Source organism: Paenibacillus abyssi, from assembly GCF_014640295.1.
GTDB classification, from domain to species: domain Bacteria; phylum Bacillota; class Bacilli; order Paenibacillales; family Paenibacillaceae; genus Paenibacillus_D; species Paenibacillus_D abyssi.
Map to the genome: position 1 here is coordinate 69,731 of NZ_BMGR01000008.1, position 24,877 is coordinate 94,607.

General features: G+C 52.7%; 18 protein-coding genes and 1 pseudogene. 13 read left to right on the forward strand and 6 right to left on the reverse strand.

Annotation, left to right across the window (positions count from 1 at the left end; genetic code table 11):
* Window positions 1–85: 85 nt before the first annotated feature.
* The 3 genes from IEW11_RS13035 to IEW11_RS13045 are packed head-to-tail and all read right to left on the reverse strand — an operon-like array spanning window position 86 to window position 4,370.
* Entirely contained in the window at window positions 86–1,270 is a 1,185-nt protein-coding gene (locus IEW11_RS13035; protein ID WP_188531496.1) for a response regulator transcription factor, read from the reverse strand.
* Between the two features lie 27 nt (window positions 1,271–1,297).
* Window positions 1,298–2,596 (reverse strand): ABC transporter substrate-binding protein, encoded by a 1,299-nt coding sequence (locus tag IEW11_RS13040; RefSeq protein WP_188531497.1) that lies wholly within the window; start codon window positions 2,594–2,596, stop codon window positions 1,298–1,300.
* The gene (locus tag IEW11_RS13045; RefSeq protein ID WP_188531498.1) at window positions 2,583–4,370 is read right to left on the reverse strand and encodes a sensor histidine kinase; all 1,788 of its coding nucleotides are present in this window, start codon (window positions 4,368–4,370) and stop codon (window positions 2,583–2,585) included. The genes IEW11_RS13040 and IEW11_RS13045 overlap by 14 nt, the downstream gene beginning before the upstream one ends.
* Window positions 4,371–4,738: 368 nt before the next feature.
* Between IEW11_RS13045 and IEW11_RS13050 the strand changes: the two genes are divergently transcribed.
* The 5 genes from IEW11_RS13050 to IEW11_RS13070 all read left to right on the forward strand — a co-directional run bounded on the left by IEW11_RS13050 (window position 4,739) and on the right by IEW11_RS13070 (window position 10,969).
* Window positions 4,739–6,505, forward strand: a complete 1,767-nt coding sequence (locus IEW11_RS13050; protein ID WP_188531499.1) for a cache domain-containing sensor histidine kinase — start codon at window positions 4,739–4,741, stop codon at window positions 6,503–6,505.
* Window positions 6,498–7,595, forward strand: coding sequence for a response regulator (locus tag IEW11_RS13055; protein WP_188531500.1), 1,098 nt, complete (start codon window positions 6,498–6,500; stop codon window positions 7,593–7,595). Before IEW11_RS13050 ends, IEW11_RS13055 begins: the two co-directional genes overlap by 8 nt.
* A gap of 260 nt (window positions 7,596–7,855) precedes the next feature.
* A complete protein-coding gene (locus IEW11_RS13060; RefSeq protein ID WP_188531501.1) occupies window positions 7,856–9,163 on the forward strand; it encodes an ABC transporter substrate-binding protein in 1,308 nt (435 codons plus the stop codon).
* Between the two features lie 78 nt (window positions 9,164–9,241).
* Window positions 9,242–10,120, forward strand: coding sequence for a carbohydrate ABC transporter permease (locus tag IEW11_RS13065; protein WP_188531502.1), 879 nt, complete (start codon window positions 9,242–9,244; stop codon window positions 10,118–10,120).
* Window positions 10,121–10,141: 21 nt separating this feature from the next.
* On the forward strand, window positions 10,142–10,969 hold the full coding sequence (locus IEW11_RS13070; protein WP_188531503.1) for a carbohydrate ABC transporter permease: 828 nt from the start codon (window positions 10,142–10,144) through the stop codon (window positions 10,967–10,969).
* A 59-nt stretch (window positions 10,970–11,028) separates the two neighbouring features.
* On the opposite strand, the gene IEW11_RS24910 is transcribed toward IEW11_RS13070, so the two are convergent.
* Window positions 11,029–11,229 (reverse strand): IS3 family transposase, encoded by a 201-nt coding sequence (locus IEW11_RS24910; RefSeq protein WP_188531504.1) that lies wholly within the window; start codon window positions 11,227–11,229, stop codon window positions 11,029–11,031.
* Between the two features lie 48 nt (window positions 11,230–11,277).
* On the opposite strand from IEW11_RS24910, the gene IEW11_RS13080 reads away from it, so the two are divergent.
* From IEW11_RS13080 to IEW11_RS13095, 4 genes and pseudogenes are all read left to right on the forward strand, one after another.
* Window positions 11,278–12,255, forward strand: coding sequence for an aldo/keto reductase (locus IEW11_RS13080; RefSeq protein WP_188531505.1), 978 nt, complete (start codon window positions 11,278–11,280; stop codon window positions 12,253–12,255).
* 41 nt (window positions 12,256–12,296) lie between these two features.
* Window positions 12,297–12,518 (forward strand): annotated as a pseudogene (locus tag IEW11_RS13085) (MerR family transcriptional regulator); the annotation flags it as partial.
* 48 nt (window positions 12,519–12,566) lie between these two features.
* Window positions 12,567–13,748 (forward strand): MFS transporter, encoded by a 1,182-nt coding sequence (locus tag IEW11_RS13090; protein WP_188531648.1) that lies wholly within the window; start codon window positions 12,567–12,569, stop codon window positions 13,746–13,748.
* A 478-nt stretch (window positions 13,749–14,226) separates the two neighbouring features.
* Window positions 14,227–16,611 (forward strand): alpha-L-arabinofuranosidase family protein, encoded by a 2,385-nt coding sequence (locus tag IEW11_RS13095; protein WP_188531507.1) that lies wholly within the window; start codon window positions 14,227–14,229, stop codon window positions 16,609–16,611.
* Between the two features lie 222 nt (window positions 16,612–16,833).
* On the opposite strand, the gene ahpF is transcribed toward IEW11_RS13095, so the two are convergent.
* Both ahpF and ahpC read right to left on the reverse strand, forming a co-directional pair.
* A complete protein-coding gene (gene ahpF / locus IEW11_RS13100) occupies window positions 16,834–18,363 on the reverse strand; it encodes an alkyl hydroperoxide reductase subunit F (RefSeq protein WP_188531508.1) in 1,530 nt (509 codons plus the stop codon).
* Window positions 18,364–18,375: 12 nt separating this feature from the next.
* Window positions 18,376–18,939, reverse strand: coding sequence for an alkyl hydroperoxide reductase subunit C (gene ahpC, locus IEW11_RS13105; protein WP_188531509.1), 564 nt, complete (start codon window positions 18,937–18,939; stop codon window positions 18,376–18,378).
* 716 nt (window positions 18,940–19,655) lie between these two features.
* Between ahpC and IEW11_RS13110 the strand changes: the two genes are divergently transcribed.
* From IEW11_RS13110 to IEW11_RS13125, 4 genes are all read left to right on the forward strand, one after another.
* Entirely contained in the window at window positions 19,656–21,119 is a 1,464-nt protein-coding gene (locus IEW11_RS13110; protein ID WP_188531510.1) for a PTS mannitol transporter subunit IIBC, read from the forward strand.
* A gap of 85 nt (window positions 21,120–21,204) precedes the next feature.
* Entirely contained in the window at window positions 21,205–23,283 is a 2,079-nt protein-coding gene (locus IEW11_RS13115; protein WP_188531511.1) for a BglG family transcription antiterminator, read from the forward strand.
* A complete protein-coding gene (locus tag IEW11_RS13120) occupies window positions 23,280–23,717 on the forward strand; it encodes a PTS mannitol transporter subunit IIA (protein ID WP_188531512.1) in 438 nt (145 codons plus the stop codon). The genes IEW11_RS13115 and IEW11_RS13120 overlap by 4 nt, the downstream gene beginning before the upstream one ends.
* The gene (locus tag IEW11_RS13125) at window positions 23,717–24,871 is read left to right on the forward strand and encodes a mannitol-1-phosphate 5-dehydrogenase (RefSeq protein ID WP_188531513.1); all 1,155 of its coding nucleotides are present in this window, start codon (window positions 23,717–23,719) and stop codon (window positions 24,869–24,871) included. Before IEW11_RS13120 ends, IEW11_RS13125 begins: the two co-directional genes overlap by 1 nt.
* The last annotated feature ends 6 nt before the right edge of the window (window positions 24,872–24,877 follow it).

A 24,877-nucleotide genomic window follows, 5' to 3' on the forward strand; every position in this document is an offset into this window, starting at 1 on the left:
TCATGTAAAAAAACGCCCTGCCTTAAGTGTAAGGCAGGGCGTTTTCGAATCCCACGGGGCGAATCTTATATTTCTTGGCGAGTTCTCAGGTGTTTTCCCTGTACTCGAAGGGGGTCATGCCGGCAGTCGCTTTAAAGAGTTTGGTGAAGCTGGCCTGGTCAGTATAGCCGACCTTCTCGCAAATTTCATAAATCTTCAGGTGAGTGTCCTTGAGCAGCGCTTTGGCCCGGTCCATCCGGATGCGCGTCAGATGCTGCGTAAACGTCATGCCGGTCTCGCTTTTGAACAGGGTGCTTAAATAGTTGGGGTTGACGAACAGCCGCTCGGCGATCGAGCTAAGCGAAATGCTGTCCGCATGCTCGGACTCCATCCACTCGAGCGCCGTCCGCACAAGCCGGTTCAGGCAGCCGCCGGGAGCGCCGCCTTCGACCGCGCCCGCGGCATCCATCCAACGGTCGAGTCCGAGCTTTCGCAGGCAATCCATATAGGCCAGGCTGATCTCGGAGAGCTGGCCGGCCCCGGCGCACCATTCGATCCGCGCGTCGAAGTGGAACAGCCTCCGCAGCGTATCGCGCGTCTGTTCGGCGCACCTCCTGTAGTCGTCCGCGCCGGCTTCCTTCCGGGCGAACAGGATGGCGGCAATCAGGCGGTCATGGGCGATGACGACCGGATCGCCGAGCTCCCGAAGCATATCTTCGAGTACGTTCTTCATCGCGAAGCGCATCGATTGCTTCCGGAGTGTGCCGGCGTCGGCGGTCAACGCAAAAACGGCGGTGCTGCAGTGGGGTGGGAACAAGGCCAGATCGACATAAGGCACGGGAAGCTCGTACAACAGATCCTGCACCCGCTGCTGAAGCACGCTGGCGGCGCGCTGCCGCTCGATCCGTTTCTCGTCGCGCGCTTGACGGAGCTCCTCTTCGACGCGAAGAATGAGTTCGGTCAGGCTTTCGCGGGAGGCGGGCTTCAGCAAATATTCGTGAACCCCGCAATGAAGCGCGGACAGGGCATACTCGAATTCGGCATAGCCGGAGAGGAGAACCGTGCGGATGTGCGGATGAAGCCGATGCACACGCTCGGCAAGCTGCAGGCCGTCAATGGCCGGCATGCGGATATCGGTAATGATCAGGTCGATCGGCAGCACGTCTAACAGCTCGAGCGCGTCTTCTCCGTCGCCTGCTTCATAGGCGTGGTACCGCTCGCCGAGCGTAACGATCATCCGGGCGATGGAGGCGCGAACCATCGGTTCGTCGTCAACGACAAGAATGTGCATCCATGCAACCTCCTTTGCAAAAGTCCGTCATTTATCGTACGAGGCGAGCGCCTGGTCTACGCGCTTCAGCGCTTCGGCCCAGCCCTGTCCGGGCGGCAGCTGGTTATTGTCGACCAGCTGAAGCACGTCGTCAAGCGCCGTCGCCACCACCTGGGACAGGGGACCCTCGTAGACGGGCTTGACGTTCTTCGCGGCCTGCGAGAACATATCGCCGACAGGAGCGTCGTTGAAATAGGGATCGCGCTTGTCCCGGATGCTCGCATCGGTATAAGCGACGGGCGTCGATGGAAAATTGCCGTTGTCCGCGAACATGCGCAACTGCTGTTCGGGCGAAGTCAAATAACGGATCAGCCGGAACGCTTGTTCCGGGTGCTCTCCTTCCTTCGGAAGGGTAAGGAAGGAGCCGCCCCAATTGCTGTGCTGATCCGGATGCAGCCGGGCGAGATCCCACTTGCCGGCTGCCTCGGGCGCATTGTTGCGGATCATACCCGTCATCCATGCCGGAGCGGGCATGACGGCGAACTTTCCTTCCGCAAGCCCGTCGCCCCATTCCGGCAAATACGTTTCGATGTTTGCCGACAGTCCCAGCTGCGATGCCTCCATCGCATAATCCCAGGCCTTGCGGATGTCCGGATTTTCGCTCAGGATGAGTTTTCCGGTCGTCCGATCGAAATATTGGGTCTCCAGCTGGCTGAACATCATGCGGTAGAAAATTTTCAGATTGTTGAACATTTTCACGCCCGTACGTTCGCTTATAATCTTCCCGACCACTAAATAGTCGTCCCAGACGCGGAACAGATCGGACACGTCGTCCCGCCCGAAGGGGAGGCCGGCCTGCATGAACAAGTCTCTTCGGTAAGCGACGGCCAGCGGCCCGATATCCGTCGGCAGGCCGAACACGAACGTCCGCGACGGATCTTGCGCCTGCTGCCATTTCCAGTCAAGAAAATTCGACTCCACCTCGCGCGCGCCGAAATCGTTCAAATTGTAGAAATAGGCCGGCAGCTTCTTGAACCTCTCGATGTAGCTCAACTCGATGAGCGAGACGTCGGGCGCGCCGTATCCGGCGGCGAAGGCCGTCTGGAGATTGGTGTGAATATCCTCGTATTGGGCGGTGTGGATCGTGATCCGGACGTCCGGATTGCGCTCGTCGTATTCGGCGATCAGCTCGTCCAGCCCCGTACCGGGAATCAGCCAGACGGTCAGCTCGAGCACCTCGGGCGCATCCAGCGAGGCCACCTTGGCGGCCGGCGCGGCGCTGCAGGAGACGAGCATGCAGAATGCGGCGAGCGCACCGAGTGTTTTACCCCACTTACCTCTGTTCATTTCCGGTCCCCCTTGCGCCGTCAGCCGGCAAATCGATTTCGACCCGAAGTCCGCCTTCCATACCTTCCCGAAGGGTAATGCCATAGTCTTTCCCGTATATGAGACTGATCCGGCGCTGCAGGTTGGCGAGCCCGAGACCCGTATGCATCGAGTCCGGTTCCGCGGAGCCCGAGTGTTCCTCCAGAACCGTGCGCATCTCAGCCTGCGGCATTCCTTTGCCGTTGTCTTCGACGGATAGCAGGATGTGGTCGTCCGTCTGTCTGATTTCGATGTTGATCCGCCAAGGCCGGCCTTTGACCGTCTCCAGTCCGTGCGTGATCGAATTCTCGACGAGCGGCTGAAGAAGCATTTTCATCACCCGATGCCGGAGCAGGCTCTCATCGGCGTCGATCGTTACCTGGAGCTTATCGCCGTAACGCGCCTGCTGAAGCAGCAAATAGCGGTTCAGTTGCTCCAAATCCTCCCGGATCGTCACGAGCTCGGAGCCGGGCTGGATGCTGTACCGCATGAGATCGCTGAGTGTGAGCACCATCTGTGCGGTCTTGTCCTGGCCGTCGTTGATAAGCTGCCAATAGATCGTGTTAAGCGAATTGTACAGAAAATGCGGCCGGAACTGCGCCTTCAGCGCGATGATCTGCGCTTGCTTCTCGGTCGCCTGCTTGCCGGACAGGTCGCGGATCGTATCGTTCAGGCTGCTGACCATGCTGTTGTAGCTGTCAAACAGGATGGACACCTCCTGGTTGATCAGCCGACCGCGCGAAGGATTGAGCATGCCGCGCTCGACGCGGCTGAGCCTGTGAGCCAGGTAGCGGATCGGTTTGGAGACGGACCAGGAGAAAAAGATCGTCAGCAGGATGGCGGCGCCAATGCCGAACAGGCCGATGACGAGGATGCTCTTCTGAATATTTTCCAGATCGTTCACCATGTCCTTCGCGTCGATATAGGACGCTACCGTCCAGCCGCTGTACGCCGACGTGGAGTATGGAACGTAAGCCGCCGCGTCGTTCATATCCCAGTTGATGAGATCTGTATCCCTCGTTTTCATGCGTGCGAAAAGCTCGCTGTTCACGTTCTCGCCAATCTCTTCGGTCTCGGTCGAATAGACGATTTTGCCGCGACTGTCGATTACGTGGGTTTTGCGCGACAGGCCGCGCGCGTTCTCGTCAATAACGCGCCTGATCGTATCTACCGAAATGAGGAGGAACATGTCGCCGATCCGCTCGAGTGAGGACCAATCGTTCAGCTGTCTGGCTCCGATTATCGCCTGAATGGTGCCGCTGCGCCATGCGGGAGCCGAGAGCCACAGCATGCGGCCGTGCATTTCCGCGACGGAAGGAAACCACTCGACGCGGCGCAGTTCGTCTTCCGACCGCCAGAAGAATGCCAGCGCATCGTTGCGCGAGTAGAGGTCGCCGCTTGCGTCCAGCATATGGATCGTCAGATCGGAGCCGGAATAACGGCTTTGGTCGGCAATGAATTTGTTAATGTCCGCGATTGTGGAAGTCGTCTCGCCGCCCCGGCTGACCGCGTTGAAATGCTGCTGGATTTCCGGGCTGAACGCCACCTTTTGCGCCAGCCGGTCGTATTCTTGAAGCATGACATCGGTTTTGCCGCGCATCTGCACGACGGAATCCAACAGATAGCTTGACGTTTTTTCTACGACTACTTTGGAGGAATAACGGTAAGAGAAGAAGCTTGTAATGGTTAGAATGACGATCAAGATCACGGAGAAGCCGAGAATGAGCTGGAAAAGAATCGAGGTTTTGCGAAGCAATAGAAGTCGACCCCTTTTTAAACGTCAATGAAAGTAAGCGTTTTCTATTATTATATCGCACATTTACTGAAGAATGTCCAGCATCTGCCGATAAATTTGCTTTTGCACGCTTTTTTCTTTTCTCTCTGATTTCATTGCTGATCCCATGATAAGTCGTTGGATAATTGAAGTCTTAATTCGGATAGTACCCGGTGTATTTCATGCCTCATAATGTTTCGTGCAATACGATGGAACAGCCGGCCCGCGTGGTGCCGGTTTTCTCGCCGCTCCGTCTGGACGGGAACATGTTGTCGAGATTTGTAGAATCCATTGCATCTTACAGTACCAAAAGCGTAAAATGTGTAATTGACAGAAAGGAGGAAGAAGCGATGCGGCATTTGGCGTACCGGTGCTCGAAGTGGTTTGACGGATTACAGTTCAAGAGCAAGGTGATCGCGATCTTTTTGCCCTTGCTGCTGCTTTCTCTCTTGACGTTAGCGCTCTTATCGAGCAATTTATTCAGCCGATCTGTAATCGAAAGAACCAATATCAATATCCGCAGTGAATCCAAGTTGATCCTGGCGAAGCTGGATTCCATCATCGGAAATGCCGAAATAAGCGCGAATCTGATGGTGACGAATTTAAACCGGCTGATCAAAGAGTATCCCGCTGAGCGGAGCTCGCTGGAGGAAGCGAGGTTCCGCAATTTGATGCAGAGCCGGCTGTCGACCGATCTGTCTCTGTTTCCGGAGGTGGAAGCGGCGGTATTCGTAGATCAGTCGGGGAACATTTATCCTTCGTATACGGTGAACAACGACGAGCGTCAAGTGTTCGATAGCGGGATGATCGAGCGTTTGCGCGACAGCGGCAGTTACGGGGTGACCACTTGGTTTCCGATGGAGCGCCGCGATTATTTGGCCGCCGATCCGGACGAACCGGTATTGACCCTGGGCAAGATGGTGGTCGACATCGATTCCGGAACACTGTACGGAACGCTGTTCCTGACGATTAAGGAATCGACGCTGTCGTCCTTTTTTACGCAGAACGTCGGGAGCGCCGAGACGATGTATTACCTCGTCGACAGCGGGCAGCGGGTGATCGCCAGCCCCGACAAGCATCAGCTGCTACATACCTTCGAGCAGCCGGGTGAATCGGGAGAAAGCGGCAGGCTTATGGTCACTGCGAGCGATTATGAGAGCATGGACTGGAAGCTCATTCATATCGAGTCCGTGGATGCGTTGACGGCGGATATCCATAATAATATCCGCTTGACGGCCTTCATCGGGCTGATTTGTCTGGTGCTTGCGCTCATCGGCGCAAGCGTCCTCTCCAAGAGGATCGTATACCCGCTGCAGCAGCTGACCGGTGCGATGAAGCAGGTGGTGGCGGGCAATTTGTCGGTCACTGCGCCGGTTCACACGCGGGACGAAGTCGGTGTTATCGCGAAGGCGTTTAATACGATGCTCCAGCGCATTCAGGAGCTGCTGGCTACGGTGGAGCGCGAGCAGGCGCAAAAAAGGGAGTTTGAGCTGGCGCTTATTTCCGCCCAGATCAAACCGCATTTTTTGTATAATACGCTGGATACGATTTATATATTGAACGACTTGGAACGCAACGAAGAGGCGAGGGATACGACGAAAGCGCTGGCCGATTTTTACCGGATCGTGCTCAGTAAAGGCAGGGAACTCATTATTCTGGAGCAGGAGACAAAATTGGTCTCCGATTACTTAGCGATCATGCAGGTCCGTTATCCGGACGTCTTTCGCTACGAGATCGACATTCCGCCGTTGATGCACGGGCTTCCGGTGCCGAAGCTGTCCCTGCAACCGCTTGTCGAGAATGCGATTTACCACGGCCTGAAAACGAAGGGAATGCGGGGGCTCATCCGTATTTCGGCATTTGTCGACGGCAAGAAAGCGGTCATTCGGGTAGAGGACGACGGTGTCGGGATGAGCAAGGAGCAAGTGGAGAGGCTGATGAACTTTCATACCGGCAGCGCCGGGACGGAGTCGATCGGCATCTACAGCGTACAGGAGCGGCTAAAGCTGTATTTCGGAGAACCGTACGGGGTATTCATTCGCAGCGCGCCCGGTGAAGGGACCGTTGCGAAAATGATCGTACCCGCAGTCGCGACAGGAGGCGAAAACCATGTATAAAGTCATAGTGGTGGACGACGAGCCCCTATTTAGAGACTATCTTCGAAACAAAATGGCGTGGAGCAACTACGGGTTCGAGGTGTGCTGCGAGGCGAGAAACGGGCAGGAAGCGCTCGAGGAAGCGGAGCGGCACAAGCCTCATCTGGCACTCATCGATATCAATATGCCGTTTATGGATGGGATGGAGCTCGCAGAGCGGCTGAAGGCAAGATTCGAGTCGATGGTCATCGTCTTCGTAACCGGGCACAACGAGTTCGAGTACGTGCAAAAGGCGGTCCGGATCGGCGTACACGATTACCTGCTTAAGCCGTTCAATCGCACCGAGCTGGCTTCGATGCTGGAGCGGATCCGCCCGTCGCTGCCTCCGCTGCCGCAGCATGAAACGGAGAACGGCGGGAGCGAAAACGCATTTCCGGATCGGGAGGCTCCGTCCTACGATGCAGCTGCCATCCACGAATCCATCCTGCAGGCGCTGCGGATGAACGACGACGTGCCGGACGAGATCAAAAGCGCGTTTCGGCTGCTTCGGCACCATGAGCTGCGTGGAGAGTACGCGTATACGATGCTGATGGGGCTTGTTTCTTTGGCCATCTCTTACGCGAGCGAACGGGGCATGGATTACGACCGGCTGTGGGAGCGGGAGGAGGCGCCGGCTGAACGGCTGAGGCGAACGGCGGATTGGGACGAGGCGGAAGCTTTTCTGCTGGGGCTGTTTGAAAAATTGGCCCGTTTGACCAGACATGTCCGTCCGACGAAGTCGTCGAATTTGTTTGCCGCCGCCAAATCGCATATTGAGAAGCATTTCGATGATCCGGATTTATCGGTGGAAAAGGTGGCCGCCGGCGTATTCGTCGATTCCAGTTACCTGCGCAAGGTATTCAAGAAAGAATCGGGATTTTCCGTTGTCGACCATATCACGCACGTCCGCATGAAGAAAGCAAAGGAATGGATCCTGAAAGGCAACGTAAAAATATCGGATATTGCGCTGCGGGCCGGGTACAGCGACCCGAACTACTTCAGCAAAAGCTTTAAGAAACGGTTCGGGATGACCCCGTCCGAATATGAGCAATTGAAAAACTCCCCGATGTGACCACCGCTTAGCGAACCGATGCCCGGTTCGCTTTATTTGATTCCAAAAAAAGTACAGGTTTACTTATATTCCATACATCGGAATCCACCGCGGCGGATCTTCCGCCCCAAAGACGGCGTAAGCCGTTTCCGCTTGTTTCCGCCGTTGTCCCGTTTTTTACGGATAATGCCCGTTTTGTTCATTTTGATGCGCGGTCCAGGGGACTATAATTAAAAACGTTAAACACCGGAGAGGGATATTCAATTAAGGGGGAAATTTTCATGAAGACCAAATTGCGGAACACACGGGCTTTCGCGATGATTTTGGCGGCGGCGCTTTTTCTCGCGGCATGCGGCGGAAATGCGGCTGACCAGACCGAATCCACGAATGCGGAGAACGGAAAGATCTCGTTAAAGGTATATGCGCAGCATTTCGATGACGATACGGCAGGCCCGTTCGACTACGCGGTAGAGCAGCTGAAAACAGCGATGCCGAATGTGGAAATCGAACTGGACGAAGCGGTTCAGGACGGATACCAGAAGCTGAAAACCTATGCGGCTACAGGAAATTTGCCGGATATTTATTTTACGGACTGGGCGACGCTGCAAACCTTCGCCAAGTCGCAAAACGTCGTTGTTTTGGATGATTACGAGGCAACGGAAGCTTTTAAAAGCAACATGAATCCGGGTCTTGAAACACGGCTCGTCGCTCCGGACGGCCATGTGTATGCTTTTCCGGATACCGGCATCGAATTTCAGTTGATCTACTACAACAAAGAAATCTTCGAGAAGGTTGGCATCGAGACACCGATCAAGACGGTCAATCAAATGGTCGATGCAGCCAAGAAGCTGAAGGAAGCCGGTTATGTGCCGATGTCGATCTTTGCCAAGGAAAAATGGATTACTACTGCGCTCTATAACGGCTTTGTCGTTCGTGAGCAGCCGCAAGGCCTGGGCGCGTTGGGCGAGGACGGCCTGACGGCGCTTCCCGAGCCATACGTGACGGCCGCTGAGCAAGTCAAAGCGCTGCAGCAAGCCGGTCTGTTCGACGCCAATGCGACCAACACGAATTACGATCAGGCTTCCTCGATGTTCTATCAGGAAAAAGCGGCGATGTTCGTGAACGGGCAATGGGAAATTTACAGCTCGCAAGAAAAGCTGGGCGACAAAGTGGACTGGATGTACTGGCCGGCGAAGGATGAAGCAACGTACGAAGCGTCGAAGTTTTATATCAACGGCGCCGGTTCGCCGCAAGGATACGCGGTCTCGCCAAGCAGCAAGAATGTGGATACAGCGGTAGAGGTAGCGGCATTCCTGGCCGAAAAAGCGGCCGAGTACCGGTATACGCAGCTGGGCAGCCCGATTGTGGCTTCCAAAACCGACAAGCCGATCGCTTCCGACGTGCCGGCAATGATGCAGCGTCTGGCAACCGAGGTTTTGCCTAACGCCGATGCCTACTCGGTTGCATTGAACAAAACTGAAATTCAAAACGCGGTCAACGACAGCACCCAGAGCATGCTAATTGACGGATTCACCGTCGACAATTTCGTTGAAAACCTGAATCGGGCACTGAAGAAAGCGAACGAATAACGATTGTTTTTCGCAAACCCCAAAATCGCGCCTGCGCTTTTGGGGTTCGTTTGTAAAGACAGAATAGGTGGGAGAGAAATGCATAAATACTTAAGTAACAAGACAGCTATCGTGCTCTTCATGCTGCCCGCTTTGCTCGTTTACAGCATAGTTATCTTTTATCCGGTGCTGCAAACCGTATACCGCAGCTTGTTCGAATGGGACGGGCTGAGCGAAGCGGTATTCATCGGACTGGGAAATTATTCGGAGCTGATGGGAGATCCGCTGCTCTTGACGTCGCTCCGCAACGGGCTCGTTTTTGCCGTGGTTCTCGTTGTATTTCAAATCGGCCTGGGGACGGTTCTGGCGCTGGTGTGCGCCGATCCGAAGGTGAAAGGCCGCAAGCTGCTGAAAACCGCTTATTTCATTCCCGTCGTCCTGTCGGTTACCGTTGTGTGCCAGCTCTGGATTGCGATCTACGATCCGACGAACGGGCTCATCAACCGTTTGTTCGACATGCTCGGCATTCCTTATCAGCAAAATTGGTTGTCGTCCCCGACGCACTCGATTATCGCGATAGCCTTCGTTAACGCATGGCAGTATATGGGGTATCAGTTTGCTCTGCTTTATGCGGGCGTCAAGTCGATTCCCGAGCAGTACCACGAGGCGGCGACGATCGACGGCTGCAGCAAATGGATGGCTCACCGCGTCGTCACGCTGCCGCTGATGAAGGAAACCTTCAAGTTTTGCTTTATCATCGCAATTACCTCCGGGATTGGGGCCTTTGTCCAGATGCTGATCATGACAAACGGCGGGCCGGGTACGAGCAATTATACGCTGACGTTTATGATTTACCGTTACGCATTCATGGAAAGCAACTATGGATACGCGAGCGCGGTTTCCGTCGTGCTGGTTGCGATTTCACTCCTTGCGACGCTCATCATCAATAAAGTGTTTGACCGCAACGAAACGGCTTGACGGCCGGAAAGGAATAACGATATGAAACAAGCTTCACGAATTCTTATGCAGCTTCCGCTGTGGCTTTATTTTGTGATTTCCATCTATCCGCTGTTCTGGATGGTTTCGTACTCCCTGAAGAACAACGATGAAATCTTCGTCACGAATCCGTTCGGGCTTCCGATGAATTTCCGGATCGAAAATTATGTGGCTGCGTGGTCGCAATTCAATATTCCGCGTTATTTTCTAAACAGTATCGTCGTTTCGACCGTGGCGACCGTGCTCATTCTGGCGCTTTCCCTGCTGTTTGCGTTCGCGGTAACGCGGATGCAGTGGAGATTCCGGGGATTGGCCCGGATCTACATGATTATCGGCATGTTCATGCCGATTCAGGTCATCATGATTCCGCTCGCCATTCTGGTCCGCGATTTTCAGCTCGCGAACACGTACGGGGCGCTGATCCTACCTTATGTCGCCATCGGGATTCCATTCTCCGTCATGGTGTTCAGCGGCTATATGGCGGGCATTCCGAGGGAAGTGGAGGAAGCAGCCTGCATGGACGGGGCGAACATTTACAGGTTGTTTTTTCAGGTGGTGGTCCCCATGGTGACCCCGGCGATCGCGACCGTTACCATCTTTCAATACTTGAACAACTGGAACGAGTTTACGCTCGCGTATATTCTAATATCCGAAGAGACACTCAAAACCTTGCCGCTTGGACTTCTCTTCTTCCAGGGCTCTTACAGCACGGATTGGGGGGCAATGGGAGCGGTCATGACGCTGGCCTCGCTACCGATGGTACTCATTTATTTGTTCTTCAGCGAGCAGGTGGAGCGGGCGATGACGGTCGGCTCCGCGGTGAAGGGGTAATGCAAAGCACAGTGGATCACTAGATCGAAAGCTCCAGGAACGTATGATGAGGAGAAGCGTCATTGTTTCGCCAAGAGGGTGCGGGCGGCCTTAGTCCTGAATTCCATGGGACTGAGGCCGTTTAATTTTGCCTGTAAACGCTCGTTGTTGTAAAAGTGGATGTAGTCAATGTCCTTCTTGAGCTCTTCAAACGTGCTGTATGTATTACCCCAACCGTTTCTTGAAAACGCTTGACTTAGAGTTAGCTCCAGGGTATACACTGCACTGTGTAGCTTTTTCCAATCCTATACAGAGGAGTGTATCGACGTATGGACTATGTTAAACTTGGCCGTACCGGTTTGGATGTTTCAAGAGTATGTCTGGGATGCATGAGTTATGGGGTACCCGAGCGTGGAATCGCTCCATGGTCGCTGAATGAAGAGGAAAGCAGGCCAATCATTAAAAAGGCGCTGGAACTTGGCATTAACTTTTTCGATACTGCAAATGTATACTCTGACGGAACAAGCGAGGAAATTGTCGGACGTGCGTTGAAGGAATTCGCCTGTCGTGACGAGGTCGTCATTGCGACAAAGGTATTCTTCCGCATGCACCGGGGTCCGAATGGTGCGGGACTTTCCCGTAAGGCCATCATGAGCGAAATTGATAACAGCCTAAGACGGCTCGGTACGGATTACGTCGATTTGTACCAGATCCACCGTTGGGATCATACTACCCCTATCGAAGAGACGATGGAGGCATTTCATGATGTCGTAAAGGCAGGTAAGGCAAGGTATATAGGAGCATCCTCGATGTATGCCTGGCAGTTCTTGAAAGCGCAGCATGTCGCCGAACGAAACGGTTGGACCAAGTTTGTCTCCATGCAGAATTTATTGAATTTGCTGTATAGGGAAGAAGAGCGGGAGATGCTGCCGCTTTGCCGCGCAGAGGGAATCGGTGTGATTCCATGGAGTCCGCTTGCTAAAGGCCGGCTAACCCGGGATTGGGATGAAAAGACAGCCCGTTCAGAGATAGACGAAGCCGGACATAGGCTGGTTGCGGGAATGGTCGACGCCGATCGCACGATCGTGGAGAGAGTGGCCGAAGTTGCCGCCAAGCGGGGCATTCCCCGCGCGCGAGTCGCGCTTGCGTGGGTACTGCAAAAGGAACCGGTAACGGCACCGATCGTCGGCGCAACAAAGCCTCATCATCTGGAGGATGCAGTTGCTGCGTTGTCGGTGAAGCTGGATTCAAACGAAATAGCGAGCCTAGAGGAACCTTATGTACCGCATTTGATATACGGCATCTAAACTAGAAAGACGGGCCACTGGACGAACAGTGGTCCGTCTCTATGACGATCTCTGAAGTCAGTACAAAATTTGATCTTTCACAGGACACACTCCGCTATTATGAACGCATCGGACTGATACCTCCTGTGAACCGCAACAAAAACGGTATCAGGGAGTATACGGAAGAAGACTGTAAGTGGGTTGATTTTATCAAATGTATGCGACAAAGTGCAGGTCTTCCGGTTGAAGTATTGATTGAGTATGTTGGACTGTTTCAACAGGGTGGACCGGAGGATTAGTTTAGAGAGTAAACAATAGAGGAGGCATGAAACCTGGAACGCTTATGGACACAGTCGTTTATTCTCATGACCGTAGGGATGTTTTTTCTATTCACCTCATTTTATTTGCTGCTTCCGACGCTGCCGCTGTTTATCAAACAGATGGGCGGCAGCGAAGCGCAGGTCGGTCTGGCGACGGGCGTATTTATGTTGTCTGCCGTTTTTTTTCGCCCGATTGTCGGCGGGCTGCTGGATCGGTTCGGCAGGCGTCCGTTTATCGTCTGGGGGCTACTTCTCTTCACCTTGGCAATGTATATGTATGACTGGATCGGCGGGATCATCGTTTTGATGGGGCTCCGAATCTTGCACGGGATGAGCTGGGCCGTGTCCACAACCGCCACGATCACGGCGATTACGGATATGATTCCGTCCGCCCGCCGCGGAGAAGGCATGGGATGGTTTAGCACGGCCATGACCCTGGCGATGGCGGTCGGCCCGATGTTAGGTATCTGGGTTATACAGAATCAATCGTACCACGCTCTGTTTCTTACCGCCGTCGGCCTCTCTGCGGCAGCGCTGCTTTTGACCTTTGGTGCAAAGATGCCTTTCCGGCCGCAATCTGGGGCAAGGAGAATCGCCTTTTACGAAAAATCGGTCTTGCCCGTCGCGGCATCGGTCTTTTTTCTGTATATCGCTTATGGCGGCATTACCGCCTTTGTTGCGCTGTTCGCTAGCTCGATCCAAGTCAATTCCGGTACGTTCTTTCTGGCCTATGCCGCAACGCTTGCCCTGATCCGTCCCTTTGCAGGAAAGCTTTCGGATCGGCATGGCGAGACGTTTGTCATTGTACCGGCCCTTGTGGTGACGATTTCGGCTTTGATTGTCTTGGGTTATTCGACCGGATTGTTCGGCGTGCTCGTTTCGGCAGTTCTGTACGGTATCGGATTCGGTTCCGCGCAGCCGGCTCTTCAAGCAGCAACGATACGTCTTGCCCACCCGGAACGTAAAGGAATTGCCAATGCTTCTTTATTGACTGCAACCGACCTCGGCATCGGGCTGGGTGCGATCATGCTGGGCTGGGTCTCCCAGTACTCGAGCTACCAGGTATTGTTCACGGTCAGCGCCGTTTCGGTGGCGTTTTCCTTGCTGCTCTTCATTTTCTTCGTGAAGCATTTGTTGAAAAATAAAGAGCTTTTCTCTCTGAACACAGATTCTCTTCCTTCGGAAACAAATTGACGCAGAAAAACCGCAATTCCTGAAAGCGTTCTCGAGCGATCTTCATCCGGGCCTCTTCATTTAACTAAGGGGCCTGCCATTGGAAGATTAGCAAGGAAGTCTGGGCGGCGGTACCATTGCGCAGGTTGTATCGGCTTTAATGATGCCATTTTAGATATTCGCTGAAGTAATGAGGAAAAAACAGAAGGCTAGAGAAAGGTGACATTTGTAGATCATCGTGCCGATTTCACTCATCCACAGGTTATCCACATACTGAATACGCAGTTTACAAGAGATGAATATAAGTTCAAATGATTTATACACATATCCACAACACAAATATCCACAGCAAGTACTACTCAGAACCTTCTCCTTACCTTGACCCTGCGATAGGTCGTTTTTTTGCATAATAGAGGTCTTAATTATGATAGTATCCGGGGCATTGCATGCATCATAATATTAACATCATAAAAATTTAATATAAAAGGTGGATTATGCAATGACGAGTAGATCGGCAAAAGTAACGATTCATGCCGACCGCAAGCTGTTTCCAGTCAGCCCAACCTTGTACGGCTTGTTCTTTGAGGAGATAAACCATGCCGGTGATGGCGGGCTCTACGCCGAACTGATCCGCAATCGCTCGTTTGAGGATACGATTGTGCCCGACCGATGCCATGTGGACGGCTGCACGATGCATACGCCTGCCGGCTGGACCGCCCCATTCGAACATTCAGATCCGATACCAGGCTGGCAGCTGCTTGAGCAAGCAGGCACAGAAGCCCGCATGCAGCTGGACGATTCCCAGCCGCTCAATGCAGCCAATCCGCTCTCGCTTCGTGTCGATATCGAGCGTACGGAAGGTGGCCGGGCAGCAGTCTGCAATACCGGCTTCTGGGGAATTCCCGTCCAAGCCGGGGCAAAGTACGGGCTGTCCTTCTATGCGAGAAAGGATAATCGTTTTTCTGGTCTGCTGGACATTACGTTAGAGGATTCATCCGGAGAAGCGGTTCATGCCGCGCAATCGGTCAGCATGACATCTGACCAGTGGCAGAAATTTGAGCTGACGCTCGAGAGCAAGGCCAGTAATCCCGAAGCGCGGCTTGTCATCTCCTCCGGAACGCCCGGGACATTCTGGCTGGAACTGGTCTCGCTGTTCCCAGAAGATACGTTCCGAAAGCGGAAGAACGGTCTTCGCCCTGATCTTGTCGGCATGCTGCAGGGGCTTGCACCGACGTTTCTCCGGTTTCCCGGCGGCTGCTTTGTCGAGGGCTTCTCGGTGGAAACCGCTTATAGATGGAAGAAAACCATCGGCGAGCTTTCAGAGCGGATCTCCCACTGGACGCTCTGGCATTACCGGACGACGAACGGGCTCGGATACTACGAGTATCTTCAAATGGCTGAGGATATGGGGCTGGAAATGATGTTTGTCGTCAATTGCGGGCTGACCTGCCAAGGCAGGCCCGGCGAGCTCATCCCAATGGACGAGTTGGATGAATGGGTGCAGGATATGCTCGATGCCATCGAATACGCTAATGGTCCGGTCACGAGTAAATGGGGAGCTTTGCGGGCTCAGCATGGCCACCCCGAGCCGTTCGGCCTGAAGTATATCGAGATCGGCAATGAGAATTTCGGTCCTGAGTATAATGTCCGCTACAAGGTGTTCTACGACGCGGTGAAGGCGGCCTATCCGGAAATCATAACGATCTGGAACACGCACTGGGAGGTCGGCACTGAAACAAAGGGGCTGCCGGTCGAAATTGTGGACGAGCATTTCTATGCGGATAATGAGTTTTACCAGCTCTACCATGACATGTATGACCATTATGACCGCAGCGGCCCGAAAATCTATGTTGGTGAATATGCGATGATCGTCAATAACAAGAACGGCACACTGCAAGGAGCGTTAAGCGAGGCCGCCTTCATGACCGGTATGGAGCGCAATCAGGACATCGTTGTCATGTCTTCGTATGCCCCTCTGCTTGCGAATATCCATCATACGGTGTGGGATCCCAATTTAATTTATTTTGACGGAACGCGAAAGTGCGGTACCCCATCGTACTATGTGCAGAAGCTCTTCGGGGAAAATCGCGGCGAATTCGTAGTGGAGAGCCGGACTGAGTCGGATCAGCTGCCCCCGCTTATTCACGGCGGCCTTGGGCTTGGCTTGAGCGAGCTTGGGCAAGTAAAGGAAGTGCGCATATCGTCGGGCAGCGAAATCCGGCTTCAGCTGAATCAGCTTTCTGACCAATCGCCGGCCTGCAGCGTTTTCCATAATGCGCTGTGGATCGGCGATCCCTCTTGGCAGCAGATCGAGGTCACGATGAACGTTAAGCTAGATGAGCATGGCTTGAAGCTGCGCTTTCTCGACCGCCACCAGTCGTGGGAGAAGCAGAATTATTTTCTATGGGAGCTTGAGCCGAGCGGGGAGAGCAGGCTCGTCCGAATCGTCGGATGGTCGCGCGTCAAGCTGGCAGCGGATGCGAAGGTCAGCATTACGCCCGCTGAGTACCAGCAGCTGCGTATCGTTGTCGGCCGCGAAGAGGTCAGCTGTTATTTGGATGGACATCTCGTTCATGAGCATGCTTTTGGCACCATTCCGTATTTGACCTCGGTTACGACGCTGGATGAGACGAACAACGAGCTGACCGTGAAGCTGGTTAATCCGTCCGCATCTGACATTGATACCGAGCTGGATATCCACGGTACGAACATGACGGAAATCGCTGGAGAGCAGCTGATTTTGACCGCCGATGAGCCGGAAGCGTACAATACCTTGGATCAGCCGACCCGCGTTGTGCCGATCTCATCCCCGCTCCATGTGGATGGGAGAATGTATCGTGTACCTGCTTACGCAGTCGCGATTTTGAAGATTAAGTTAGGCTGAGAACGTTTGAACGGAAAACAAGTGCTGAATAAGCAACACGAGGAGGCTGCCGCAAGGCAGCCTCTTTAGCGCTCAACGAGGGATATGAGGAAAGTCCTCGCGTTTAAGCACGCATCGTTTACATCGCCGGTAAAGAAAGAAAGTCGCATTGCTACCGGCAGGATAGCAATGCGACTTTCGGAAATAAAGGATATCGGATTTAAAATGACTTATTCTCGTTCATTAATTTCGGATGAGATAATCAAATGCGCCTAAGGCTGCATTCGCTCCCGATCCCATAGAAATGATGATCTGCTTGTACGGACTGTTTGTACAGTCGCCTGCAGCAAACACGCCAGGCAGGGTCGTTGCGCCATGCTTATCTACTACGATTTCTCCCATGCGAGTCCGTTCAACGGTATCGCCTAGCCAATCGGTATTAGGCACAAGACCGATCTGAACGAACACACCCTCCAGCTCAATATGCTGAACTGCGCCTGTATCGCGCTCAATGTAGGAGATACCGTTAACTTTATCCGTACCGGTAATTTCTTTGGTTTGAACGTTCTTCAGCACAGTGACATTAGGCAGACTGTAAAGACGGTCTTGCAATACGCTGTCCGCTTTCAGCTCCGGCATGAACTCAAGCACAGTGACATGTTTTACAATGCCTGCCAGATCAATTGCCGCCTCGATACCGGAATTGCCGCCGCCAATAACCGCTACGTGTTTTCCGATGAACAAAGGACCGTCACAATGCGGGCAGTAAGCTACGCCTTTGTTCTTGAACTCAGCTTCGCCGGGTACGCCGACATTGCGCCAGCGCGCGCCGGTGGAAAGGATGACGGTCTTGCTCTTTAGAACAGCGCCGTTTTCGAGTTCAACTTCGATGAGGTCTTTCTTTTCCAAACGCTTGGCGCGCTGTAATTTCATGACGTCAACGTTGTACTCTTTCACATGCTCTTCAAGACTTGCTGCCAGTTTTGGACCTTCGGTATATTTAACGCTAATAAAGTTCTCAATACCGACGGTGTCCATAACCTGACCGCCGAAGCGTTCCGCAACAATGCCTGTGCGAATGCCTTTGCGTGCTGCATAGATCGCCGCACTTGCACCGGCTGGGCCGCCCCCGACAACAAGCACATCGTATGGATCCTTGTCAGCAAAAGCTGAAGCATCCGGAGCACTGCCCAGCTTGCCAAGAATTTCTTCAAGCGTCATACGACCGCTGCTGAAGGATTCGCCATTCAGGAAAACCGTTGGCACTGCCATGATGTTTTTGCTTTCTACCTCTTCTTTGAATGCCGCACCGTCAATCATGGTATGTGTAATGCCGGGATTGAGAATGCTCATCAGGTTCAGCGCCTGTACAACATCGGGGCAGTTGTGGCAGCTCAAGCTGATGTAAGATTCAAAGTGGTATTCGCCTTGAATGCTTTTAATCTGATCAATGACGTCTTGTTCAACCTTCGGAGCTCGTCCGCTAACCTGCAGCAGAGCTAACACTAGGGAAGTAAATTCGTGCCCCAGAGGAATACCGGCAAAAGTGACCCCAGTATCTTCGCCTACACGATTCACGCTAAAGCTCGGCGTTCTTGGCAGCTGAGTTCTTTCTACCGTAATTCTGGACGACATGCTGGCTAGCTCGTCCACTAAGGCCAGCATGTCCGTAGATACGGCATCAGACTCTGCGCTAACTTTAATTAGCACGTCGCCTTCTAAGAGCTGAAGGTATTGGTTTAATTGTGCCTTAATATCTGCGTCCAGTATCATTTTATTAACCTCTTAGATCTTTCCTACGAGATCAAGGCTAGGCTTAAGGGTTTCAGAACCTTCTTGCCATTTAGCTGGGCAAACTTCACCCGGATTGTTGCGAACATATTGTGCTGCCTTAACCTTGTTAACAAGAGTGCTTGCGTCACGGCCAATGCCGCCGGCGTTAATTTCAACGGTTTGGATGACACCGTCCGGGTCGATGATGAACGTACCGCGATCAGCAAGACCATCGGCTTCGATCAACACATCGAAGTTGCGGGAAATCGTATGGGAAGGATCTCCGATCATAACGTAGGTGATTTTGCCGATTGTTTCGGAGCTATCGTGCCATGCTTTATGTGTAAAATGGGTATCAGTCGAAACGGAATATACTTCAACGCCGAGTGCCTTCAGAGTTTCGTATTGGTTTTGAAGATCCTCCAGCTCGGTTGGGCAAACGAATGTAAAGTCTGCAGGATAGAAGCAAACTACACTCCACTTTCCTTTAAGATCGGCTTCTGTAACTTCGATAAATTTACCATTTTGATAAGCTTGTGCTGTGAACGGCAGTACTTCTTTTCCAATTAGAGACATTTAAATTTCCTCCTGAGTGTGGTTTTTAGAATTATACTAGTTAAGATAGGACAAAACTATTGTAATAATTCTAATTAGATATTAATTATTATTATACACCTTTGTTTGTTTTGTCAAGTGGACAACATATTGTACATCAACTACACGATACGGGATTCCACTTCATGCTGCCCGGAACCGATGCCGTCAGCCTAAGCGCGTGAAACAAATAGCGGAAGCTTGTCCGATATATTATTTACATCGGTCAACAGGATATGCAGAACGGCTTCAACATGTATTCTTTATTATATAGGAGACTTTTGGAGTAATTAACCCTTTTCCGTGAAAAAGAATCGCTTATGGGGAAATTTCTTTTACAATAGAAAGAATAGCTCTTCAGAAAGAATAGCTCTTCCTAATCAAATCATTGATGATTCCGCTTTGTCAATGGAAGAGATATCAGTTCTGGTTTGTCTTTAGAGATTGTGGTTAATGTTAGTTAAGGATACTGCTGCGCCTCCAAAACCATCCTTTCTTCTGCTGCGATGGAACGTTATCAAATCCGTCACAAAGTTTTTAAACATAAAGTTTTTAAATTCTGTCAACAGTATGTATGACAAAATGACATTTTCCTTTTGTTGTTTGGGTGGCAGGTTTGCTTTACGATGGAACCAATGCGAACTAAAGTTAAAAGTTCGATTAAAAAAAGAAGAAGTTTATATAACAGGAGGACCACTATGCAGCAAAATAATAATTCTTCGGCCGGGGGAATTCGTGTAGGCGTCCAGAGATTCGGACGTTTCCTTAGCGGCATGGTTATGCCGAATATAGGCGCTTTTATCGCCTGGGGGATCATCACGGCATTGTTCATTCCTACGGGATGGTGGCCGAACGAGGACTTAGCCAGTCTTGTAGGACCGATCATCACTTACTTGCTGCCGCTGCTCATTGGCTACACGGGCGGTTCAATGGTGCACAAGACGCGCGGCGGTGTGATCGGCGCGCTGATGACGATGGGGATTATCGTCGGCACAGACATTCCGATGTTCCTGGGCGCGATGATTTGCGGACCGCTCGCAGCATGGGTATTGAAGCAATTCGATAAAGCGGTTGAGGGGAAAATCAAATCAGGCTTCGAAATGCTGGTTAACAACTTCTCGCTGGGCATTATCGGGGCGATCCTTACATTAATTGCCTATAACGGAATTGGCCCGATCATTTCTCAGCTGACCAAATTATTGTCCGCCGGCGTGCAGTTCATGGTGAACAATAATTTGATTCCGCTGGCGAATATTCTTATTGAGCCGGCTAAAATTCTATTCCTTAACAATGCCATCAACCATGGGGTGCTTAGCCCGATAGCGCTGGAGGAAGCGGCAAGAACGGGACAATCGATCCTGTTCATGCTGGAGTCCAATCCGGGGCCAGGCCTGGGGATTCTGCTTGCTTACATGATTGCCGGCCGCGGTGCGGCGAGACAATCGGCTCCCGGTGCGGCGATCATTCACTTTTTCGGGGGGATTCATGAAATCTACTTTCCGTACATCCTTATGAATCCGCGTCTGATTCTGGCCGCGATCGCCGGAGGCGTAGCCGGTACATTCACGTTCGCGCTATTTAGCGCCGGACTTGTTGCGCCGCCATCGCCGGGCAGTATATTCGCTTACATTGCCATGGCGCCTAGAGGCGGACTTCTCGCCGCCCTCAGCGGTGTTGTCGTCGCGACAATCGTTTCGTTTGTCATCGCCGCCCTGCTGCTCAAAACAACGAAAGCAGGCGCTGAGGACAGCGACGATCTGGAGCAAGCATCGGCAAAAATGAAAGAAATGAAAGCTGCGGGGACCCCTGGCGCTGCGGCGGCTGCGGTTGCTGAAGCTGCTGGACAATCGGCTGCTCCGGCTGCGAATGATGCGGTCAAAGCCAAAGAGGATGTCCACAAAATCGTCTTTTCCTGCGACGCAGGGATGGGCTCAAGCGCAATGGGCGCGTCGGTTCTTCGCAAGAAAATGAAGGCTGCCGGCTCGGATATTACGGTGATCAACACAGCGATCAGCGATATTCCAAGCGATGCCGACATTGTCATCACACACAAATCGTTGACAGACCGGGCAAGACTGCAGGCGCCGAATGCGGAACATATCTCCATTGATAACTTCCTGAAAAGCCCTGAATATGACAAGCTCGTAGAACGCCTTTCTTAATTTGACCCTACAATCGAGGCTGCTTGCGCCGGCAATAATTTGCCGGCGCTAGGGCCATTCTATTGTTATAGGAAGGTTTTGTGATATGAATATATCCAGCCGATCTCGCCAGATTCTTGAACTGCTGCTTCATAGCGACCGGGAACTAACGGCGGCACAGATTGCAGCAGAGATCCATGTCAGTTCCAGAACAGTACATCGTGAATTAGCAGCGGTAGAGGATATCCTGCACAAGCAGGGGATACAGCTGCTGAAGAAAGCCGGTTCGGGCATACGTCTGCAGGGTGACGAGGCAGAGCTGGAGAAGCTGTCCCGCCTCATTTCGACCGCGGAGGGCATCGACTTTTCACCGGCCGAGCGACAGCTGTACCTGTTATGCCTGCTTCTCGAAAGCGCCGAACCGGTTAAATTATATACGTTAGGGCATGAGCTAAAGGTAACCATCCCGACCGTAAGCAGCGATCTGGATGAGCTTGACGGATGGATCCGCAAATTCGGGGTTACCTTGACCCGCAAAAGAGGATACGGCGTAGAGCTTACCGGTTCGGAGGAGAAACTCAGAGAGACGCTCCGCCAGTTAATCCGGATGAGGCTTGATGATACCGAGCTGATAGCCAGCCGGGACAAGCAGCCGCTTCATCCGCTCGACCATAAGCTGTTTGAGCTTGCAGGGAAAGCGGAGATGGACGACATCGAGACGATCCTGTGGGACTGGGAGGAACGCTGGGCCGGCCGGTTGACCGAGGATGCCTATACGGAGCTGTTGATCAGGCTTTCGATTGCGCTGCGCCGGATTCGGTCAGGCAAAACAGTGGCATCAAATCCGGCCGCGCGGCGGACAAGCATGGCCTCGCTTAAGGAATCCGATGTGATTCGCCTTACGGGATTGTTATCCGAAAGGATGGGACAAGCGCTCTCTCCGGAGGAGACGATCTATATATCCGGGCTATTGAGCGCAGCCCAGGCAGATGAATTATCAATGCTGCCGGGGGACGATCTGGCGCTGACATCGAAGGTCCGTTCGCTCATCGAACACGTTCAAATTGCAACGGGAGCCGATTTCAGTATGGATCATTCGCTGCGTGAAGGCCTGTTCTACCATATGAAGGATGCCTTGCAGCGGCTTGCCGACGGGTTAAGCATCCGCAATCCGCTTTTGGATCAGATTAAGAAGGATTTTGAGACACTGTTTGGCATCGTCCGGGAAGCCGCGCACGATGTGCTTGAGGATGTAGTGGTGCCGGATGAGGTGATCGGTTACCTGGTCATGCATTTTGAAGCGTCGCTGGAGCGGCATAAGCAGCTGCGGCGGGATGTGCGCGCCATACTGGTATGCTCGAGCGGGATTGGCTCCGCCAAGCTGCTGCAATTGCGATTGCAGAAGGAACTGCCGCTGATCCAAATCGTAGGGCGCGTATCCTGGTACGAAGCATCAAGAATTGCCAAAGACAAGTATGACCTTATGATTTCCACAATGGACCTGCCCTTTGATTCGGGCAATTACATCAAGGTCAGTCCACTCCTTACACAGGAAGAGACGGAACGGCTGCGGTCATTTATCCGCACGGTGCTGGAACAAAAACGTAATGATGTCTTTCCTGCAGAAGAGAGAGGCGCATCGGAAGTCCCTGTCTTCGCCAAGCTGTTAAGTTTGAAGATCACACTTGATGAGATGGTCAACCTGATTGAACGCTTTGAAATCGTTCAGATCCGGGAGAGCAGCGGGGAGCTTGCTCTTATATTGGAAGAAGCTTGCCGGTATGAAGAAGAAAGAGGCGTTCTGAGAGATGCCCCCCTGATCGCACAACGGCTCATGCAGCGCGAACAAAGCGGCAGCCAGATGATTCCCGGAACATCTGTAGCCTTGTTCCATACGCGAAGCCAGGAGGTTAGCCGTGCATCGCTGTCGTTATACCGATTGGAAAGCCCGCTGACGATTGAAACAGAACCACCCTGGCGGTTAAGTGAGTTTTTATTGATGCTCGCCCCCCAAACGTTATCCAGGGAAGTTTTGGAGGTGCTGAGCGAAATAAGCGCCATGCTGCTCAATGACGAAATGATCGAGCTGCTTGAAGTTGGCGGGGAGATGGAAATCCGGAATTATTTAACGGTCCATCTGAAAACATTTTTTAATACCAAAACGGAAGCGAGTGAAATGGAATGAGTATACTTTCTACAGACAAAGTGAAATTGAATGCAGTCGTGAAGGACAAAGAGGAAGCGATCCGCATCGCCGGGCAGCTGCTCGTAAACGCTGGCCATGTCGACCCAAGCTATGTGGACAGCATGCTTGAACGCGAGAGCTCTCTATCCACCTTTATGGGCGGAGGTCTCGCCATTCCTCACGGAACTGCTGAGGCGAAAGGCTCCATCAAATCGACGGGATTGTCCATTGTTCAGCTTCCTGAAGGCGTGGATTTCGGGGAAGGGAACATCGCGCATCTTGTTATCGGCATTGCAGCAGTCGGCGATGACCACCTGGATATCCTTACGAATGTGGCGATGATTTGTTCCGACGACGACAATATGGAACAGATCTTGAAGGCTGCGACTCCGGAACAAATGATCCAAATCTTCGAAAGCGGGATGGAAGAATAATGAAGGCCCTACATTTCGGCGCCGGAAACATCGGACGCGGTTTTATCGGCCTGCTGCTCTCCCAATCCGGTTATAACGTTACTTTTTCCGATGTGAACAAGACCCTTGTTGCTGCATTACAGCAGCGCGGAGAGTATACGGTAACGCTGGCCAATGACGCTCAGGAACAGCTGCAAGTTACAGGTGTGACGGCCATTGACGGAACGGATGCGGATGCCGTTGCTTCGGCCGTGGCGGAAGCCGATCTGGTTACAACAGCAGTAGGCGTCAATATTCTGAAGCATATTGCGGCAGGTATTGCCCGGGGGATCGAGAAACGGATTGCAAACGGCGCGGGACAGCTGCATATTATCGCCTGCGAGAATGCAATCGGCGGCAGTACCCAGCTTAAAGAGCATGTTTTTGGGCATTTGGATGAGGCGGCTCAGGCTAAAGCTTCCGAGGTTGTCGCCTTCCCTGATGCGGCGGTTGACCGGATCGTACCGCTCCAGCACCATGAAGATCCGCTTGCGGTTACGGTTGAGCCGTTCTATGAATGGGTAGTGGACGCTTCGGCGATGTTCGAAGGCTATAAGCCGGTTGAAGGCGTACATTACGTTAATCATCTCCTGCCCTATATCGAACGAAAATTGTTCACGGTCAATACGGGTCACTGCGCGGCAGCCTACCTTGGCAATCTGAAAGGGTATGAGACGATTCAGCAGGCCATGGGCGATGACAGCATCGTAGGCGAAGTAAAGGCGACGCTGAAGGAAACGGGCGCGGTGCTGGTGGCGCGCTACGGCTTTGACCAGGCCGAACATGAGAAATATATCGAGAAAATTATCGGCCGCTTCCGCAATGATCACTTGACCGACGAAGTAACGCGAGTCGGACGTTCGCCGATCCGCAAGCTGTCGCCGAATGATCGGCTGGTGAAGCCGGCTCTGCAGGCGCATGAAATGGGAATGGAACCGAAACAGCTGGCGAAAGTGATGGCGGCGGCGCTCTATTTCGATTATGCCGATGATCCGGAATCGACCGAGCTCCAGCAATCGATCAAGGACAAAGGAGCCGGGCAAACGGCAGCGGACTATACATCAATTCCGGAGGGGCATCCGGTATTTGCTCTGATTATGGAAAGCTACGCAAGCATTGCTGACGAGCGGAAATAAAACAAC

Coding starts and splice junctions, on each gene's coding strand:
- IEW11_RS13035 (WP_188531496.1), bottom strand. CDS start 1,270: ATGCACATTCTTGTCGTTGACGACGAACCGATGGTTCGCGCCTCCATC.
- ahpC (WP_188531509.1), bottom strand. CDS start 18,939: ATGTCTCTAATTGGAAAAGAAGTACTGCCGTTCACAGCACAAGCTTAT.
- IEW11_RS13115 (WP_188531511.1), top strand. CDS start 21,205: ATGAATATATCCAGCCGATCTCGCCAGATTCTTGAACTGCTGCTTCAT.
- ahpF (WP_188531508.1), bottom strand. CDS start 18,363: ATGATACTGGACGCAGATATTAAGGCACAATTAAACCAATACCTTCAG.
- IEW11_RS13120 (WP_188531512.1), top strand. CDS start 23,280: ATGAGTATACTTTCTACAGACAAAGTGAAATTGAATGCAGTCGTGAAG.
- IEW11_RS13040 (WP_188531497.1), bottom strand. CDS start 2,596: ATGAACAGAGGTAAGTGGGGTAAAACACTCGGTGCGCTCGCCGCATTC.
- IEW11_RS13095 (WP_188531507.1), top strand. CDS start 14,227: ATGACGAGTAGATCGGCAAAAGTAACGATTCATGCCGACCGCAAGCTG.
- IEW11_RS13050 (WP_188531499.1), top strand. CDS start 4,739: ATGCGGCATTTGGCGTACCGGTGCTCGAAGTGGTTTGACGGATTACAG.
- IEW11_RS13065 (WP_188531502.1), top strand. CDS start 9,242: ATGCATAAATACTTAAGTAACAAGACAGCTATCGTGCTCTTCATGCTG.
- IEW11_RS13055 (WP_188531500.1), top strand. CDS start 6,498: ATGTATAAAGTCATAGTGGTGGACGACGAGCCCCTATTTAGAGACTAT.
- IEW11_RS13125 (WP_188531513.1), top strand. CDS start 23,717: ATGAAGGCCCTACATTTCGGCGCCGGAAACATCGGACGCGGTTTTATC.
- IEW11_RS13070 (WP_188531503.1), top strand. CDS start 10,142: ATGAAACAAGCTTCACGAATTCTTATGCAGCTTCCGCTGTGGCTTTAT.
- IEW11_RS13110 (WP_188531510.1), top strand. CDS start 19,656: ATGCAGCAAAATAATAATTCTTCGGCCGGGGGAATTCGTGTAGGCGTC.
- IEW11_RS13080 (WP_188531505.1), top strand. CDS start 11,278: ATGGACTATGTTAAACTTGGCCGTACCGGTTTGGATGTTTCAAGAGTA.
- IEW11_RS13060 (WP_188531501.1), top strand. CDS start 7,856: ATGAAGACCAAATTGCGGAACACACGGGCTTTCGCGATGATTTTGGCG.